Origin of the sequence: Streptomyces sp. NPDC050164 (genome assembly GCF_044459945.1) — a bacterium.
Classification (GTDB): domain Bacteria; phylum Actinomycetota; class Actinomycetes; order Streptomycetales; family Streptomycetaceae; genus Streptomyces; species Streptomyces coeruleorubidus_A.
This window is the reverse complement of the sequence record NZ_JBITJK010000023.1, coordinates 90,941-108,258: the sequence shown is the minus strand read 5'-3', so window position 1 is coordinate 108,258 and position 17,318 is coordinate 90,941. Positions and strand designations below refer to the sequence as shown.

16 protein-coding genes, 1 pseudogene and 1 riboswitch are annotated in these 17,318 nt (G+C 70.0%); of the genes and pseudogenes, 7 read left to right on the top strand and 10 right to left on the bottom strand.

What is annotated here, in order from left to right; genetic code table 11:
- Positions 1-47 precede the first annotated feature (47 nt).
- The 6 genes and pseudogenes from ACIBNA_RS27295 to ACIBNA_RS27270 all read left to right on the top strand — a co-directional run.
- The gene (locus ACIBNA_RS27295; RefSeq protein WP_399167810.1) at positions 48-314 is read left to right on the top strand and encodes a DUF3311 domain-containing protein; all 267 of its coding nucleotides are present in this window, start codon (positions 48-50) and stop codon (positions 312-314) included.
- Positions 311-1,939 (top strand): monocarboxylate uptake permease MctP, encoded by a 1,629-nt coding sequence (mctP, locus tag ACIBNA_RS27290; RefSeq protein ID WP_399167808.1) that lies wholly within the window; start codon positions 311-313, stop codon positions 1,937-1,939. The genes ACIBNA_RS27295 and mctP overlap by 4 nt, the downstream gene beginning before the upstream one ends.
- Before the next feature lie 72 nt (positions 1,940-2,011).
- Positions 2,012-2,518 carry a GNAT family N-acetyltransferase gene (locus ACIBNA_RS27285; protein WP_399167806.1) on the top strand — a complete coding sequence of 169 codons (507 nt, stop codon included), beginning with the start codon at positions 2,012-2,014 and terminating at the stop codon, positions 2,516-2,518.
- A gap of 77 nt (positions 2,519-2,595) precedes the next feature.
- Positions 2,596-2,678, top strand: a riboswitch (cobalamin riboswitch).
- 145 nt (positions 2,679-2,823) lie between these two features.
- Positions 2,824-5,181, top strand: a complete 2,358-nt coding sequence (locus ACIBNA_RS27280) for a ribonucleoside-diphosphate reductase subunit alpha (protein WP_399167804.1) — start codon at positions 2,824-2,826, stop codon at positions 5,179-5,181.
- On the top strand, positions 5,181-6,188 hold the full coding sequence (locus tag ACIBNA_RS27275) for a ribonucleotide-diphosphate reductase subunit beta (RefSeq protein ID WP_399167802.1): 1,008 nt from the start codon (positions 5,181-5,183) through the stop codon (positions 6,186-6,188). Before ACIBNA_RS27280 ends, ACIBNA_RS27275 begins: the two co-directional genes overlap by 1 nt.
- A 48-nt stretch (positions 6,189-6,236) precedes the next feature.
- Positions 6,237-6,534 (top strand): annotated as a pseudogene (locus tag ACIBNA_RS27270) (helix-turn-helix domain-containing protein); the annotation flags it as partial.
- On the opposite strand, the gene ACIBNA_RS27265 reads toward ACIBNA_RS27270, so the two are convergent.
- From ACIBNA_RS27265 to ACIBNA_RS27220, 10 genes are all read right to left on the bottom strand, one after another.
- Positions 6,488-7,858, bottom strand: a complete 1,371-nt coding sequence (locus ACIBNA_RS27265) for a cytochrome P450 (RefSeq protein ID WP_399167799.1) — start codon at positions 7,856-7,858, stop codon at positions 6,488-6,490. The pseudogene ACIBNA_RS27270 and the gene ACIBNA_RS27265 sit on opposite strands and share 47 nt — an antisense overlap.
- Entirely contained in the window at positions 7,855-8,940 is a 1,086-nt protein-coding gene (gene cyc1 / locus ACIBNA_RS27260) for an epi-isozizaene synthase (protein ID WP_399167797.1), read from the bottom strand. Before cyc1 ends, ACIBNA_RS27265 begins: the two co-directional genes overlap by 4 nt.
- Positions 8,941-9,235: 295 nt before the next feature.
- Positions 9,236-9,886 (bottom strand): peptide deformylase, encoded by a 651-nt coding sequence (def, locus tag ACIBNA_RS27255; protein ID WP_399167796.1) that lies wholly within the window; start codon positions 9,884-9,886, stop codon positions 9,236-9,238.
- A 69-nt stretch (positions 9,887-9,955) separates the two neighbouring features.
- Positions 9,956-10,936 carry a hypothetical protein gene (locus tag ACIBNA_RS27250; protein WP_274822165.1) on the bottom strand — a complete coding sequence of 327 codons (981 nt, stop codon included), beginning with the start codon at positions 10,934-10,936 and terminating at the stop codon, positions 9,956-9,958.
- 117 nt (positions 10,937-11,053) lie between these two features.
- Positions 11,054-12,301, bottom strand: coding sequence for an HD-GYP domain-containing protein (locus ACIBNA_RS27245; RefSeq protein WP_399167794.1), 1,248 nt, complete (start codon positions 12,299-12,301; stop codon positions 11,054-11,056).
- Positions 12,298-13,629 carry an HD-GYP domain-containing protein gene (locus tag ACIBNA_RS27240; RefSeq protein WP_399167792.1) on the bottom strand — a complete coding sequence of 444 codons (1,332 nt, stop codon included), beginning with the start codon at positions 13,627-13,629 and terminating at the stop codon, positions 12,298-12,300. Before ACIBNA_RS27240 ends, ACIBNA_RS27245 begins: the two co-directional genes overlap by 4 nt.
- A 152-nt stretch (positions 13,630-13,781) precedes the next feature.
- Positions 13,782-14,093, bottom strand: coding sequence for a mycothiol system anti-sigma-R factor (rsrA, locus tag ACIBNA_RS27235; RefSeq protein WP_033314427.1), 312 nt, complete (start codon positions 14,091-14,093; stop codon positions 13,782-13,784).
- The gene (gene sigR / locus ACIBNA_RS27230; protein WP_059416549.1) at positions 14,090-14,776 is read right to left on the bottom strand and encodes an RNA polymerase sigma factor SigR; all 687 of its coding nucleotides are present in this window, start codon (positions 14,774-14,776) and stop codon (positions 14,090-14,092) included. The genes rsrA and sigR overlap by 4 nt, the downstream gene beginning before the upstream one ends.
- A 256-nt stretch (positions 14,777-15,032) precedes the next feature.
- Positions 15,033-15,671 (bottom strand): alpha/beta family hydrolase, encoded by a 639-nt coding sequence (locus ACIBNA_RS27225; protein ID WP_399167791.1) that lies wholly within the window; start codon positions 15,669-15,671, stop codon positions 15,033-15,035.
- 1 nt (position 15,672) lies between these two features.
- Entirely contained in the window at positions 15,673-16,488 is an 816-nt protein-coding gene (locus tag ACIBNA_RS27220; RefSeq protein WP_399167789.1) for an SOS response-associated peptidase, read from the bottom strand.
- Between the two features lie 50 nt (positions 16,489-16,538).
- Between ACIBNA_RS27220 and ACIBNA_RS27215 the strand changes: the two genes are divergently transcribed.
- The gene (locus tag ACIBNA_RS27215; protein WP_399167787.1) at positions 16,539-17,261 is read left to right on the top strand and encodes a M50 family metallopeptidase; all 723 of its coding nucleotides are present in this window, start codon (positions 16,539-16,541) and stop codon (positions 17,259-17,261) included.
- Positions 17,262-17,318 lie beyond the last annotated feature (57 nt).

Genomic DNA, 17,318 nt, shown 5'->3' with positions numbered 1-17,318 from the left:
CTAGATTGCCTGCGCATTCCACAGGTGATCACTGGACGGAGCCGCCGATGTCGCAAGCCCCAGAAGCCAGCAGAGAGGCGCTGGTGACGCCGATGCGCGTCGTCATCGCTCTCTGCCTCATAGCGCCCTTCGTGGCCATGCTGTGGGTCGGCTCGTACGCCAAGACCGACCCGGCCTTCATCGGGATCCCGTTCTTCTACTGGTACCAGATGGCGTGGGTGCTGATCTCCACCCTCCTGACGGTGATCGCCTACAAGCTGTGGCAGCGTGACCAGCGCGCCCGCTCGGCCGCGAAGGGCGGTGCGTCGGAGTGAACGACGGCGTGAACGGCGTCGCACTCGCCGTCTTCATCTTCTTCTTCCTGCTCGTCACGGTCATGGGCTTCCTGGCCGCGCGCTGGCGCAAGGCCGAGAACGAGCACAGCCTCGACGAATGGGGCCTGGGCGGCCGCTCGTTCGGCACCTGGGTCACCTGGTTCCTGCTCGGCGGCGACCTGTACACGGCGTACACCTTCGTCGCCGTCCCCGCGGCGATCTACGCGGCGGGCGCGGCCGGCTTCTTCGCGGTGCCGTACACGATCCTGGTCTACCCGCTGATCTTCACGTTCCTGCCCCGCCTGTGGTCGGTCTCGCACAAGCACGGGTACGTCACGACCTCCGACTTCGTGCGCGGCCGCTTCGGCTCCAAGGGCCTCTCCCTGGCCGTGGCCCTCACCGGCATCCTCGCGACGATGCCGTACATCGCGCTCCAGCTGGTCGGCATCCAGGCCGTGCTGGACGTGATGGGCGTCGGCGGCGGCGAGAACACGAACTGGTTCATCAAGGACCTGCCGCTGCTGATCGCCTTCGGTGTGCTGGCGGCGTACACGTACTCGTCGGGCCTGCGGGCGCCGGCGCTGATCGCGTTCGTGAAGGACACCCTGATCTACATCGTCATCGCGGTGGCGATCATCTACATCCCGATCAAGCTGGGCGGGTTCGACGAGATCTTCGCCAAGGCCGGCGAGGCGTACGGTCAGACCAACCCGGCGACGGGCGCGCCGCGCGGTGCGCTGGTGCCGGCGGAGGCGGGGCAGTGGACGTACGCCACGCTGGCGCTGGGCTCCGCGCTCGCGCTCTTCATGTACCCGCACTCGATCACGGCGACGCTGTCCTCGAAGAGCCGTGAGGTGATCCGCCGCAACACCACGATCCTGCCGCTGTACTCGCTGATGCTGGGCCTGCTCGCGCTGCTCGGCTTCATGGCGATCGCGGCCGGGATCAAGGTGCAGAACGGGCAGCTGGCGATCCCGCAGCTGTTCGAGACCATGTTCCCGGACTGGTTCGCGGGCGTGGCCTTCGCGGCGATCGGCATCGGGGCCCTGGTCCCGGCCGCCATCATGTCCATCGCGGCCGCGAACCTCTTCACCCGCAACATCTACAAGGACTTCATCAAGCCCGACGCCACGCCGGCGCAGGAGACCAAGGTCTCCAAGCTCGTCTCGCTGCTGGTGAAGGTGGGCGCCCTGGCCTTCGTCCTCACCATGGACAAGACGGTCGCCATCAACTTCCAGCTCCTCGGCGGCATCTGGATCCTGCAGACCTTCCCGGCCCTGGTCGGCGGCCTGTTCACCCGCTGGTTCCACCGCTGGGCCCTGCTCGCCGGCTGGGCGGTCGGCATGCTCTACGGCACGGTCGCCGCGTACGGCGTCGCCTCACCGACCCAGAAGCACTTCGGCGGCTCCTCGAAGGAGATCCCCGGCATCGGCGAGATCGGCTACATCGGCCTCACGGCGTTCGTCCTGAACGTCGTCGTCACCGTGATCCTGACCTTCATCCTCAGGGCCCTGAAGGCCCCCGACGGCGTCGACGAGACCAAGCCGGAGGACTACACGGCGGACGCGGGCGACCCCGGCGTCCAGGTGGAGCTTCCGCCGGCGACGGCGGGCACCTCGCACTGAGTCGCAGGTGACGACGGGCCGTCGGTGAAAAGCCGGCGGCCCGTTGTCATACCCGTCCCGCACACTCGGACCATGGACATCCTCATCCGGCGAGTGAAGCCCACCGAATACGACGCCCTCGGCGAGATCACCGCCCAGGCCTACCTGAAGGACGACCTCCTCGACTTCGGTGAGAGCGACTCGTACCTCGGCGAACTCAAGGACGTGGCCAAGCGGGCCGCCGCCGCGGACGTCCTGGTGGCCACCCGGGGCGAACACCTGCTCGGTGGCGTCACCTTCGTCCCCGCCGGCGGTCCCATGGCCGACATCGCCCTGCCCTCAGAGGCCGAGATACGGATGCTCGCCGTCGCCCACGAGGCCCGCGGCCGCGGCGCCGGAGAGGCCCTCGTCCGCGCCTGCGTCGACCGCGCCCGCGCGACGGACGGCTGCGTCCGCGTCGTCCTGTCGACGCAGCGCACCATGTACGCCGCCCACCGCATCTACGAACGTCTCGGCTTCGTCCGTGTCCCGGAGCGGGACTGGAACCCGATTCCGGAGCTCGACGACATCACTCTCCTCACCTACGAGTTGACGCTGTGAAACCATCGCGACACTACATCTAGGGGTGCTTTCTCCACCCGGCACAAGATGTATGCTCATGCTCGCTGTCGCCGCAGGGGAATCCGGTGTGAATCCGGAACTGTCCCGCAACGGTGTACCCATGCCTCTTTATGCGTGCATGGGAGTCAGTCCGAGGACCTGCCGACAGCGCGCCCGGCCGTCCGGCCGGTGTACCCCGAACATCCGGGCCTCGTGGAATGGGCCGGTGGACGCGACGCCGCGTGTGCTCGTGTGCTGCCCCTGCCCTGCGCGAGGCCCCCGTGCCGAGCGAGGGAGAGCCCCACGTGACCATCGCGCCAGCCGATCCGGTCTCAGCCGCCGAAAAAGAGCACGACGGTCCCGGTGCCGCGCTGCTGCGGACCCTGACCGAGCTGACCGCCGACCTCCCCGACACCGACCCCGGCCGGGTCGCCGCCGCCGCGCTGCGCGGCCGGTCCGCGCGGGCCGACGAGTCGGAGTTGCGCGATCTGGCGACGGAGGCGGCCGCCGGCCTCATCTCCGAGGATCCCGCCTACTCCCGGCTGGCCGCGCGCCTGCTGACGATCGGCATCCGCGCCGAGGCCGCCTCGCAGGGCGTCACATGCTTCACCGAGTCCGTCGCGGTCGGGCACCGGGAGGGCCTCATCGCCGACCGGACCGCCGAGTTCGTACGCATCCACGCCGCCCGTCTCGACGCCCTGATCGACACGGCCGCCGACGACCGCTTCGGCTACTTCGGCCTGCGCACGCTCCACAGCCGTTACCTGCTCCGGCACCCGATCACCCGTCGCGTGATCGAGACGCCACAGCACTTCATGCTCCGCGTCGCCGCCGGTCTCGCCGAGGACGACACCGCTCGCGCACTGGACGAAGTCGCCGCGCTCTACGGGCTCATGAGCCGCCTCGACTACCTCCCCTCCTCCCCCACCCTCTTCAACTCCGGCACGCGGCACCCCCAGATGTCGTCCTGCTACCTCCTCGACTCCCCCAAGGACGAGCTGGACTCCATCTACGACCGGTACCACCAGGTGGCCCGGCTGTCGAAGCACGCCGGCGGTATCGGAATCGCGTACTCCCGTATCCGTGCGCGCGGTTCGCTGATCCGCGGCACCAACGGCCACTCCAACGGCATCGTCCCGTTCCTGAAGACCCTCGACGCCTCGGTCGCCGCCGTGAACCAGGGCGGCCGCCGCAAGGGCGCCGCCGCGGTCTACCTGGAGACCTGGCACTCGGACATCGAGGAGTTCCTGGAGCTGCGCGACAACACCGGCGAGGACGCGCGCCGCACGCACAACCTGAACCTCGCGCACTGGGTGCCCGACGAGTTCATGCGGCGGGTGAACGCCGACGCGCAGTGGTCGCTGTTCTCCCCCTGCGACGTGCCCGAGCTGGTCGACCTGTGGGGCGAGGAGTTCGACGCCGCCTACCGGGCGGCCGAGGCGAAGGGTCTCGCCAGGAAGACCCTGCCCGCCCGCGAGCTGTACGGCCGCATGATGCGCACCCTCGCGCAGACCGGCAACGGCTGGATGACCTTCAAGGACGCCGCCAACCGCACCGCCAACCAGACGGCCGAGCCGGGCCACGTCGTCCACTCCTCCAACCTCTGCACGGAGATCCTGGAGGTCACCAGCGACGGGGAGACGGCGGTCTGCAACCTGGGGTCGGTCAACCTCGGCGCGCTCGTCGACCAGGCCGGCGGGGACATCGACTGGGAGCGGCTGGACGAGACCGTCCGTACGGCCGTCACGTTCCTCGACCGGGTCGTGGACATCAACTTCTACCCGACCGAGCAGGCGGGCCGTTCCAACGCCAGGTGGCGTCCCGTGGGCCTGGGAGCCATGGGCCTGCAGGACGTCTTCTTCAAGCTGCGCCTGCCCTTCGACTCGCCGGAGGCCAAGGCGCTCTCCACCCGTATCGCCGAGCGCATCATGCTCGCCGCGTACGAGGCCTCCGCCGACCTGGCCGAGCGCAACGGACCACTGCCCGCCTGGGAGAAGACCCGTACCGCCAGGGGCGTGCTCCATCCCGACCACTACGACGTGGAGCCGGCCTGGCCGGAGCGCTGGGCAGTCCTGCGCGAGCGCATCGCCGCGACCGGCATGCGCAACTCCCTGCTCCTCGCCATCGCACCGACGGCCACGATCGCCTCCATCGCGGGCGTGTACGAGTGCATCGAGCCGCAGGTGTCCAACCTGTTCAAGCGCGAGACGCTGTCGGGTGAGTTCCTCCAGGTCAACTCCTACCTGGTGGAGGAGCTGAAGCGGCTCGGCGTCTGGGATGCCCGCAGCCGGGAGGCCCTGCGCGAGGCGAACGGCTCGGTGCAGGACTTCGCCTGGATCCCGGAGGACGTACGCGCCCTGTACCGCACGGCGTGGGAGATCCCGCAGCGCGGCCTGATCGACATGGCGGCGGCCAGGACCCCGTTCCTGGACCAGTCCCAGTCCCTGAACCTCTTCCTGGAGACGCCGACCATCGGCAAGCTCTCCTCGATGTACGCCTACGCCTGGAAGTCCGGGCTGAAGACCACGTACTACCTGCGCTCGCGCCCGGCGACCCGCATCGCCCGCGCCGCCCAGGGCACCGTCCCCGTGCAGCAGGCGGCGCCCGAAGACGCCGTCGCCTGCTCCCTGGAAAACCCCGAGTCCTGCGAGGCCTGCCAATAATGACCACCCAAAACCTTCTCGACCCCGGCTTCGAGCTGACTCTCCGCCCGATGCGTTACCCGGACTTCTACGAGCGCTACCGGGACGCCATCAAGAACACCTGGACGGTGGAGGAGGTCGACCTCCACTCGGACGTCACCGACCTCGCCAAGCTGTCACCCGCCGAGCAGCACCTGATCGGCCGGCTGGTCGCCTTCTTCGCCACGGGTGACTCGATCGTCGCGAACAACCTGGTGCTGACGCTGTACAAGCACATCAACTCCCCCGAGGCGCGGCTGTACTTGAGCCGTCAGCTCTTCGAGGAGGCGGTGCACGTCCAGTTCTACCTGACCCTGCTGGACACCTACCTCCCCGACCCGGAGGACCGTGCCGCCGCCTTCGCCGCCGTCGAGAACATCCCCTCCATCCGCGAGAAGGCCGAGTTCTGCTTCACGTGGATGGACTCGGTGGAGAAGATCGACCGGCTGGACAGCAAGGCCGACCGGCGCCGCTTCCTGCTCAACCTGATCTGCTTCGCCGCGTGCATCGAGGGCCTGTTCTTCTACGGTGCCTTCGCCTACGTCTACTGGTTCCGCAGCCGGGGCCTGCTGCACGGTCTGGCCACCGGCACCAACTGGGTGTTCCGCGACGAGACGATGCACATGTCGTTCGCCTTCGACGTGGTCGACACCGTCCGCAAGGAGGAGCCGGAGCTGTTCGACGACCTGCTCCAGCAGCAGGTGACGGACATGCTCCGCGAGGCCGTCGAGGCCGAGCTGCAGTTCGCGCGCGACCTGTGCGGTGACGGCCTGCCGGGCATGAACACCGAGTCGATGCGGCAGTACCTGGAGTGCGTCGCCGACCAGCGGCTCACCCGCCTGGGCTTCGCTCCGGTGTACGGCTCCGAGAACCCCTTCTCCTTCATGGAGCTCCAGGGGGTTCAGGAGCTGACCAACTTCTTCGAGCGGCGGCCCTCCGCGTACCAGGTGGCGGTGGAGGGCACCGTCGACCTGGACGAGGACTTCTGAGCCGACACACCTGCGCGGGTCTCCTGGGCCTCCCTGAGCCCGGCAGTACCCGCGAGCCTCGCCCGTCGCTTCCAGCAGACCGGGATCACCAACCCACCGCTGGATCCTGCGCCAGCGCGTGCTGCCGGCCCAGCGGCTGCTGGAAGCGACGGACGAGAAGATGGACGCGTTCGCCGGTCGAACAGGGTTCGGCAACGCGGCCGCGCCGCGCCACCGCTTCGTCCGGGCCGTGGTCCCGACGCCGGACGCCTACCAGCGGACCTTCGGGGGCCCCGAAGCGGCCTGGCCCTCTCCCCCGCTCACCTCGGCACCGGCCGCAGCAGCAGGTCGTGCGGCCGCAGTGTGATGCCGACCCGGGTGCCGTCGTTCGAGCCGGCCACCTGCTCGAAGCGGTACTTGGTGGCCAGCGCCGCCGTGATCAGCGTCAGCTGGGCCATCGAGAAGTGGTCGCTCGGGCACTTGCGGTTGCCCACGCTGAACGGGCTCATGGCGTGCTTGGGGATGTCCTTGACCCGGTCCGGAAGCCAGCGGTCGGGGTCGAACTCCAGGTGCCGCTCGTACGACTTCGCATCGCGCTGGATCGCGTACGGGCTGTAGACGATGTCCGCCCCGGCCGGAATCCGGTATCCGCCGAGTTCCGTGTCCCGTACCGCGCGCCGCGTCAGAATCCACACGGCCGGGCTCAAGCGCATGGACTCGACGACGACATTGTTGGTGTGCCTGAGTCCTTGGACATCCGCAAATGCCACCGGCCTCCCACCGGTGACCGCTTCTACTTCGTCACGCACCCTGTCCGCCTGTTCAGGGTGTTCCGCGAGCATATGCAGCAGCCACATGATCGTGGAGGCGACGGTTTCGCTGCCGGGGGTGAGGATCGCGACGACCTGGTCGTGGATCTCCTGTTCCCCGATGGGATCGCCATTCTCGTCCGTCGCCTCCAGCAATGCCGTCAGCAAATCGTCCGGCTTTTGACCGGATGCGCGGCGCTCGGCGACGATCTCGTCCACCAGGAGATGCAAATCGGCCAATGCCCGGTTGAATTCGCGGTTGGCCGGGAGCGGCAGCTTGTAGAGCGGCCCGAGCGGCACCACCATCCGCCGGTACATCCCGCGGAAGACGGTGGCGAGCGCGACGCACAGCCGCTCCGCCCGCTCGTCCATGTAGTCGCCGCGCAGCAGGCAGCGGGCCGCGATGCGCACGGCCACCCGGAAGGACTCGGAGGTGCAGTCGATGGTCTCGCCGGGCTTCCAGCGCTCGGTGAGCGCGTGCGCCTCCTCCTCCATGATCGGCCCGTAGGCGGGGATGGCGTCGAGCCGGAAGGCGGGCTGGATGGTGCGCCGCTGGCGCCGGTGCCGCGGGCCGTTCGCCGTGGCCACGCCCTCCTTGCCGAGCAGGCCCTCCAGGGACTCCCACAGCGGCCCGGCGATGACGAAGTCGTTGCTCAGCGCCAGGGCGCCGGTGAGGGCCGGGGTGGTGACGGCGTAGACCGTCTTCGGCCCGAGCTTCAGGCGGAGCACGTCGCCGTGGTCGCGCAGCCGGGACATGAACGCCAGCGGGTCGCGCACCAGCTTCCAGCCGTGCCCCAGGACGGGGACACCGCCGCCCGCCCGGGGCGGTTCACGCAGCTGAGGAACCACAGGGGCTTCAGGCTTCACAGACTCGACGGTCATTTCTCACCTGCCGCTTCGTTGTTGACGTACGGGGGCGTGGACCGGTCGTCCCAGCTGTCGACCATGTACCGGCCGGACTCGTGATGGAACCAGTAGACGGAACTGAACCAGTTCCGCATATTTCCCAGACAGACCCGCACGGCGGCGCTGAGTTCCTTCCCCCGCACGGTGCCGTCGGCGAGGTCGTCGGCGAACCGTAATGCTTCCTTTTCGACGTCGAGGAATTCCGTGATGCAATTCTCGACACGGTTCCTGACTTCCGCGACCGCCTGTTCCAGGGTCAGCCCCTCATGGGCGATGAGACTGATTCCTAGATTGTGCACCTCGTCGCCCGCTAATTCTTTCGGCAGCGAGCAGAGATCGTTGTACCAAGCGGCGAACTCCTGGCTCAGCAGCGCGGCCCGCCGATATGCCGGGTGTTTTCGCACGGCGTCGGGGAGTTCGCATCCCGCGGTCGGCTCCAGCAGATCCGTCCAGATCCAGTGGGCAAAGGTGAGCCGGCGCAACCGGAGATATTCCGCGACCGTGGGCACGATTCCGTGGGTGCGGTTGTGGAACTCCCGGTCGTACGCGTCGATCACCTCGTGGAAGTGCCGGGCGAACCGGAGGTTCCACGTCGCCGGCAGGAAGACGTACAGCCGCAGCACGCTGTCGGCGAACCCCGCGACCAGTGGGTCCTCGTGGTGCAGGTGCTCCCCGGGTGAGTCGAGGGCCGTGTGCAACTGGTCCCGCAGCCGCCGCCAGGCGACCGGGCGGCCGTGCACGATGTCGCGGTCGTGACGGTCGTCCCAGACGAAGAACCAGGCGCTGTAGTCCGCGATCGCCTGCATGACCTCGTCGGAGGCGCCGATGTAGTACCCGGCCATGAGGTCCGTGTAGCACAGGCCGTCGGCATATGCCTCCACCTTGTCCGCAGGCATGAGCCGCTTTTCGAGCAGCCACGCCCGGGTCTTCTCCTGGCACTTCGGCCAATACGGGTGGAGTTGCCGGGGAAACGCCGCCTCGATCACCTGAAGGGAGAGCGACGGTGGAACTGCGATGGTGGTCGGTGTCGATGTGGTGCCGTGTGACAAAGCATGCACGAACTAACCCCTCTCAGCCGCCAGTTGGCGCGGGCGCCCCTCCTTCCGTGCCGGGCGTGCGCCGTTGCATGTCCCGCTCCCCCCATTCAGCACTACAACTGACCGTCCTGGGACCGCATTTGCTTCATTCGCTACCCCATAGTGCCGGGAACCTCCCGTTGAGTGACTAGTACCGGATCACCAGGAGAGCGGAAGCGATCGAACGTGCGACGGACAGGCGAACGACGCAGACGAACGGCGCCTGTCCAGGGTGGGAAACCCGAACAGACGCCGTTCGCCTGGTGATCGTGGGGTATCAGTCGTTCGCGACGACGGGGTACCGGGGCTCGTTCTCGGCCATCTGCCGCAGCGCGTCCTTGCGTTCACGCTTGGAGAGGCGGTCGATGTACAGGTAGCCGTACAGGTGGTCGGTCTCGTGCTGCAAACACCGAGCGAAGTATCCGGTGCCGCGCACCCGGATCGAGTTGCCCTTCTCGTCCTGCCCGGTCACCTCGGCGTAGTCGGGCCGGGCGAGCGGCGCGTACGCGGTCGGCACCGACAGGCAGCCCTCGTTGCTGTCGTCCAGCCGGCGCTTCTCGGCGGGCAGTTCGACGAGCCTGGGGTTGCAGACGACGCCGGTGTGCCGGACGCCCTCGTCGTCCGGGCAGTCGTAGACGAAGACCTTCAGGTCGACGCCGATCTGGTTGGCGGCCAGGCCCACACCCTCGGCGGTGCGCTGGCTCGCGAACATGTCCGCCACCAGCTGCTGCAGCTCGTCGCCGAACTCGGTGACGTCCCTGCACTCCTTGTGCAGCACCGGGTTCCCGACCACCGTGATCGGCCGCGAGGTCCCCCGCTCCCGCCAGGCCGCCTCGCGCTCCTCGCAGTCCTCCGTGTCGATCACGTACCCCTCGTCATCGACGGGGAGCACGCCCGCGCGCTGCTGATCGGTGTCCTGCTGAGCCATGACGTTACGTACGCCTTCCTGAACAAATCCAAGCTGGGATGCTGATACAGGGTACGGGGGAAGCAGGACCTAGCAGACCTCTTCCAGATCCCGCCAGTCCCGGGAATCCGGACTGTCGGCCACCCACCCGTCCAGCAGCCCCCTCACAAGCGAAGCCGGCGCAGCCAGCCCGCACTCCCGCTCGGGAACCCACAGCTGCCCGTCCGTCCGATGCCCCAGCGGCCCGGGATGCCCCGGCTCACTGTGATCATGCGGATCGAGATGCTCCCCGTCGCCCTCATCGGACGGCATCCGTGACTCGGAGCACATCCGGCACAGCAACCGCACCGAAGAAGACCAGTCCTCCGCGGCGAACCCGGCATCCGCGGCGAGCTGCTCCAGCGCGTCCCGGTCCGCCTCGGTCGCCGCCTCCAGCAGCACCACCCACGTCGGCACCGGCGACGGCGCCCACAGCTCGATCTCGTCGAACACCGGGTACGTGTGCCCGGCGGCCGTGGTCCGCTCCCCGTGCGGCACGCCGTCGTGCAGCACGACCTCACCCCAGCGCCGCCCCGACGACGGCAGCGGAATGGACAGCACCTCGATCCGCGCGGGATCCAGCCGCCGTCCCCACACGACCTCGGCCTCCCCCTCCGGGGACAGCCGTACGGCCGCGCTGCCGAGGTCCATGCCGACGGGCTCACCGGAGTCGTTGGCCGGCCCCGGCACCCGCAGCCCGTAGGCCTGCCAGGCGCGCCGGGCCAGCGGCCAATCCTGGAGGGCGGTCGCGGCGATGCCGACGTTCCACCAGTCGGGCGCGCCTGTGTCCCGGTCGAGCAGCGCCACGGCCCTGAGGCCCGCCGCCCGCGCCTGCTCCCAGTCGTGCCGGAACTTGTGCAGCAGGGCGAGGTTGAACCAGGACTCGGACAGCCAGGGCTCCAGGTCGGCGGCACGTGTCAACAGTGCGCCGGCGTCCTCGTACCGGCCGTCGCCGATGAGCGTGAACGCCCGGTCTGTGGCCTGCCGCCAGGAGGCGGAGGGCCGGTGCCGTCCCTTGCCGAAGATCCTCACGATTCCCGCCTGCCAGTTCCGTGCGGTGGGCTGGCCGTAGCTGTGTTTCGAGCCCCCGGACACCTTCTTCTTCGCATCCAACCACGTACGGCCTCCGGGGCGCTCATTACCCATGGGTTACCCAGTCATGGGCAAGGTCAGACTGCTCCTGGACAGTACCCGGGCCAGCGATTCCACCACCTCCGGGGCGTACTCCCCGGCGGTGGCGAGGCGGAGTTCCTCCAGCGCCGTCAGTGGTCCGCCGGGACCGCCTTCCCGGGACTTCTCCTCGTACGCGTTCACGGCCCGGACGATCCGCGCGGCCGGCGGCTGCTCCGCGTAGGGGTCGGCCTGCCGCTCCACGACCACGGCGACCGCCTCGTCGACGCCCGTCTGCCGTACGACCGCTGCGCCGAGCAGCGCGATCCGCCGCTGTTCCGCGGCGGGCAGGCCCGCGGTGGCGCCCGCCGGCACCGGGTCGACGAGGCTCAGCTGGCCGATGTCGTGCATGAGCGCGGCGTACTCCAGCACGGCCAGCTCGGGCTCGGTGAGGCCCAGGTCACGCCCCACGGCCTGACTGAGCGCGGCGACGCGGCGGGCGTGCCCGCAGGGGGTGTACCCCGCGACCTCGGTGGCCCGGGCGAGGGAGGCGATGGTCTGCCGGTAGGTCGCCCGGACGGCGGCGTACCGCCGGAACGACATCTGGGCGAGCAGCAGCGGCACGGAGAAGACGGGCAGCGCCCACAGGCCCACGACGGCGACCGCCAGGGCCATCACCGCCCCGGTCGCGATGACGGCGGAGCCGATGCCGCACACGGCCCGCAGCTCGTCCCTCAGCACCGGCCCGAAGGGCCAGCCGGTGCGGGAGTGGGCCAGCGCGGCGGCGAGCACGGCGTCGCACAGCGCGGTCAGGGACAGCAGCGCGAGCAGCAGCAGCGCGTAGGCGGGGCCGCCCCAGTCGTCGAACGTGCCCCGGTTGTAGGGGGGCTGGAAGCACACGGCGACGAACCCGGCGGTGAGCACCCGGCGCGCCAGATGGTCGAGCGTGGGTCCCTGCCCGCGCGCCACGTGCGGCACGCTGCCGAGCAGCGAGGCGGCCAGCACGACGGCGACGACCTGGGCGAGGCCGTGGTGCGTGGCCCGCCCGCCGGCCTCGCCGAGCAGCGCGTACGACAGGGCCGCGGCGGCCCCGAGCGGCGCCGGCTCCCTGACCTGCGCACCGTTGCGCCGGGCGAGCTCCCCGACGGTGACGAGGACACCGAAGGCGAGGGCGACCCCACGTTCCTCCAGCCCGTTGTAGAGGGTGACGGCGAGGGACCCTGCGGCGAGGAGGGCGGCACAGGCGTGGACGAGTGTGAACAGCGGCGGCGGGCGGTACGCGCTCACCGGTGTGCTCCCGGCCGGCTGGAGACGGGTGCGCCGGGCGGCGGAATCCGGGGCGGGTGGACGTCGTCGGCGGTCACGGCGGGGCGCCACCCGGCCCGGCCGACGGCCTCCACGAGAGCCGCGACCATCACCGGGTCGAACTGGCTGCCGGAGCACCGCTTCAGTTCCGCCAGGGCGACCGCGACGGGCCGGGCCCTGCTGTAGCTCCGTGTGGAGGTCATGGCGTCGAAGGCGTCCGCGACCGCCACGACACGGGCGGATTCCGGGATCTGGCTGCCCATCAGGCCGTAGGGGTACCCGGTGCCGTCCAGCCGTTCGTGGTGGTGCAGCACGGCGGCGCGGGCCTCCCCGAGGAAGCCGATGCCGCGCACCATCTCGTGCCCGTACTCGGGGTGCAGCTCGATCACCCGCCGCTCCTCGGGCGTGAGCGGCCCGTCCTTCCTGAGCAGCCGGGTGGGGACGCCCAGCTTGCCGACGTCGTGCAGGATCCCGGCGAAGCGGAGCACCTCGACTCGCTCGTCGTCCATGCCCAGCTCGCGCGCGATCATCATGGAGGCCTGCCCGACGCGCTCGCTGTGCCCGCGCGTGTAGCCGTCCTTGATGTCGACGGCCTGGACCAGCGCCCGGATGGTCGCCTGATGGGCGGCCCGTTCCCGGTGGTACTGCGCGAAGGCCCACCAGGAGACGCACATCGGCAGCAGCACGAGCAGCGCGGCCACGGGACCGTACGGGCTGCGCCACAGCACGGCCATCATCAGCCCGGCCAGTCCGTGCACGGCGATGGGCGCGAGGGAGCGCGCCACCAGTCCCCGCCAGGCCCGCCGTACCGGCACCCGCTCGGCCAGGGCCAGGATCCCGCCGTCCAGCAGCGCCAGCACCAGGCAGAACGCCAGCACGGCCGCCCCGGCCGGTCCGAGCGCGTAGGGGACGTCGCCCGCGACGACCGCGTCCCGCCCGCCGAGCGCCCAGTGCACCCGGGCCGCGGCCCATACGCCGAGGACGAGCTGGGCGGCCCGCCAGACCCGGCGCAGCGCCACGGGCCGCTGCTCGACGTGCGAGAGCAGCGCACCGGGCACGGCCACCAGGGCGGCGGCGGGCGCGGGCAGCAGGAAGGCACCGGCGAGCAGCACGGGGGAGAAGGTCCCGGCCGGATGGGAGATCCCGACGAACCGGGACCGGGCGACGCGCTCGCAGCCCGCGTACAGCGCGGCGAGCAGCGCCACGGCCCACCAGGGCGTGTGGACGTCCGGCAGCGGCAGCAGACAGAGGAGGGCGGCGACGGCGACGCAGGCGACGAACACCCGTGCCCGCACCGGTACCGCTTCCATGCACCCCTCCCCCGGCCATGTCCGTCAGGCCCGGAGCCTAGGACGCCGACAGGGGCTCCGCGGGCCGATAACCCGCGGGTTAGCACGTTCGAGTGATGCGTTCGAGGATGACTACCCCTTGAGAGGCGGGGTAGTTGAAAAGCGCAGGAGTATCAGGATTCCTGCGGCGTGGCAGGCGAGGCCGTGACGTCCTGCTCGGGGACGGCCTGGCCGGAGCGGATCAGCTCGATCCGCCCCATGACCTTGTCGCGCAGGTCGCCCGGCACGTCGTCATGCCCGCAGCAGCGCTTGACCAGCTTCTTCACGGCCTGCTCGAGCCCGTACTTCTCCAGACAGGGCGAGCATTCCTCGAAGTGGTGCTCGAACTTCACGCAGTCCGAGTCCGGCATCTCACGGTCGAGGAACTCGTAGAGATGATCGAGGATTTCGCTGCAATCCGTCTCGTGCGGCTCTCCGCAGCTCATGACCCCGAGCCTTTCGCTTCGTTCGACTCTCCGGCGCCGGCCGGGACCATTCCGCGGTCACGGGCGTAGTCCTCCAGCATGCCGCGCAGCTGACGGCGTCCCCGGTGCAGCCGGGACATCACCGTACCGATGGGTGTCCCCATGATGTCGGCGATCTCCTTGTACGCAAAGCCCTCGACGTCCGCGAGATACACGGCGATGCGGAACTCTTCGGGGATCGCCTGGAGCGCTGCCTTCACGTCCGAGTCGGGCAGGTGATCGAGCGCCTGCGACTCCGCGGAGCGCAAGCCCGTCGACATGTGCGACTCGGCACGGGCGAGCTGCCAGTCCTCGATCTCCTCGGCCGCGGAGCGCTGCGGTTCACGCTGCTTCTTGCGGTACGAGTTGATGAAGGTGTTGGTGAGGATCCGGTACAGCCACGCCTTGAGATTGGTGCCCTCGCGGAACTGGTGGAAGGACGCGTACGCCTTGGCATACGTCTCCTGCACCAGGTCCTCGGCGTCGGCCGGGTTGCGCGTCATGCGCAGCGCGGCCGAGTACATCTGGTCGAGGAACTCGAGCGCGTCCCGCTCGAAGCGCGCGTTGCGCTCCGCGGCCGTCTCCGCGCCCGTGCCACCCTGGCCCTCGGGCTGCTCCGCCTGGCCGTGTTCGGTCCCTGCGTCGGTCCCAGTGACCGGACCCACCTCCTCCAGTGTTCTCGTGAGACCGAGACCGGTCTCACCCGAATCGGAGGATAGACGACGATCCGGTCCGCCCGCCGCCCGAATGGGTGCGGTCCTGGCCGCGTGCAGCACCGTCCAGTCCAGGTCGGGGCGGCTGCTGCGGCTCGGGCAGTAGATCGAACCCATGCGGCGGACTTCCTCTCCTACGGCGTCGGCGCTGGTCTCCAGCACGTACGTCCCGCACAACAGTGCTCGCCGCCCCGGCATTCCCGGAGCTTTACCCGAGTGACCCGGTCCACCCCACGACCGCGTCCGTGATGACCGCCACTGCCTCGTCCTGCGTGATCTCCGCGCGCTTGGGGACGGCGAAGCCGTGATCGCCGTACGGCACCTCGACGAGCTCGTACGGCCCCTCGGGGAACTCCTCGGGCTTCCCGAACGGGTCGTTCCCGCCCTGGACGACCAGGGCGGGCACCCCGGAACCCAGCAGCTCGGCGGCGCGGGACTTCTCGGGCTTGCCGGGCGGGTGCAGGGGAAAGCCAAGGGCGAGGACCGCGTGGGCGCCGAGTTCGCCGGCGGTACGGCAGGCCACGCGGGCCCCGGCGCTGCGGCCGCCGGAGATCACCGGCAGTCCGGGCTCGGCCAGCGCGGGCCAGATGCCGCGCCAGCCGAGGTCCAGGGTCCTGGGCGCGGGGGCCAGCTTCTTCCCGGCCACCCGCCAGGGCTGCTCCACGCGGGCCACGGTGACGCCGTGGGCGGGCAGGACGGCGGCCAGGGCCTGCAGGTCGCGGGCCTCGATGCCGCCGCCTGCGCCGTGGCTGACGGCGAGCACCAGCCGGGCCTTCTTCGCCTCGTGCCAGGTGATACGGGCGGGGCCGGCGTCGGTCTCGACGATCTCGGTCGTGTCGGAACTCACGTCAGAAGAGTGTGCCCTCTTCGGGCCCTTCCAGCTCCTTGAGCAGCTCGGGGCCGTTGTTGCGGACGTTGCTGACGGCCGTGGTGACGGGGTAGGCGCGCATCAGCCCGGCGGGCGGCGGGGCGAGCAGCTCGCGCAGGTCGTCGGCGTCCGTGCGGGAGGGGTCCAGCCAGGTGTCCCAGCGCTCGGGCGTCAGCATCAGCGGCATCCGGGGGTGGATTTCGGCCAGAGTCCGCGGACCGTCCGCCGGGGACACCGCCAGCGGGCTCTGCTCGGCCTCGGTGGTGATGACGGAGCACGTCACCCACCAGGCCTGCGGGTGGTCGTCCGGCAGTGTCTTGTCCCGCCAGAACTCGTACAGCCCGGCCATCGCGAAGACCGACCCGTCCGCCGGTGTCACGAAGTAGGGCTGCTTGCGCGGCCGCTTCTTCTTGCCCTCGACCTCCAGCTCGCGTTCCTGCCTGCCGGTGACCCACTCGTAGTAGCCGTCGGCGGGCACGATGCAGCGCCGGGAGGTGAAGGCGCGGCGGTAGGACGGCTTCTCGTGGACGGTCTCCGCGCGGGCGTTGATCATCCGGGCGCCGCCCTCGGGGGTCTTCGACCAGGACGGGACGAGCCCCCACTTCAGCTTGCGCAGCTGCCGAACCGGGCGCGGGTCGTCCGCGTCTTTCAGAGGGCGGTCGAGGACGGCGTAGACCTCTTTGGTGGGCGCCACGTTGTAGTCGGGCTCCAGAGTCTCCTCGGGCTCCCACTTCTCGATCTCAAAGATTCCTGCGAGATCCTCTGGCCTACGACTCGCTGCATACCGTCCGCACATACGTGCCACACTGCCAGATTCCATTCGCCCACAGGGAGCCAACGCCGCACATGGACAGCACCGCAACCGCCTCCCTCGCCTCCCTCTGGGACGAGGTCTCCGGCACGCAGCCCGAGCCCGACCTCTGGGTGGTGATCGCGACCCTGGCAGTCGCGCTCGCCGTGGTGATCCTGCACGGCCTGTGGCGTATCTCCCGCAACGCCATCACCATCGCTCACGAGGGCGGACACGGGCTCGTGGCCCTGCTCACCGGCCGCACCCTCACCGGCATACGGCTGCACTCGGACACCAGCGGCCTGACCGTCAGCCGCGGCAAGCCGTACGGCATCGGCATGATCCTCACCGCGGCCTCCGGCTACACCGCCCCGCCCCTGCTGGGCCTCGGCGGCGCGGCCCTGCTGGGCTCCGACCGCATCACGCTCCTGCTGTGGCTGGCCACGGCCCTGCTGCTGGCCATGCTCGTGATGATCCGCAACGCCTACGGCGCCCTCACCATGATCGTCACCGGCGGCCTGTTCGTCCTGGTGTCCTGGCTGGCCGGCCCTCAGGTACAGGCGGCGTTCGCGTACGTGGTGGTGTGGTTCCTGCTGATCGGCGGGGTGCGTCCGGCGTTCGAGCTCCAGGCCAAGCGGGCGCGGGGCGGGGCGGGGGACTCGGACGCGGACCAGTTGTCGCGCCTGACGCATGTGCCGGCGGCGTTGTGGCTGTTTCTTTTCCATGCGGTGTCGCTGTGCTCCCTGATAGGGGGCGGGCGCTGGCTGCTGGACTTGTGACGCGCCCCGAAGGGGCGCAGCCGCACCGGGCGCGGGACTGCGCCGACGTGCGGCCCC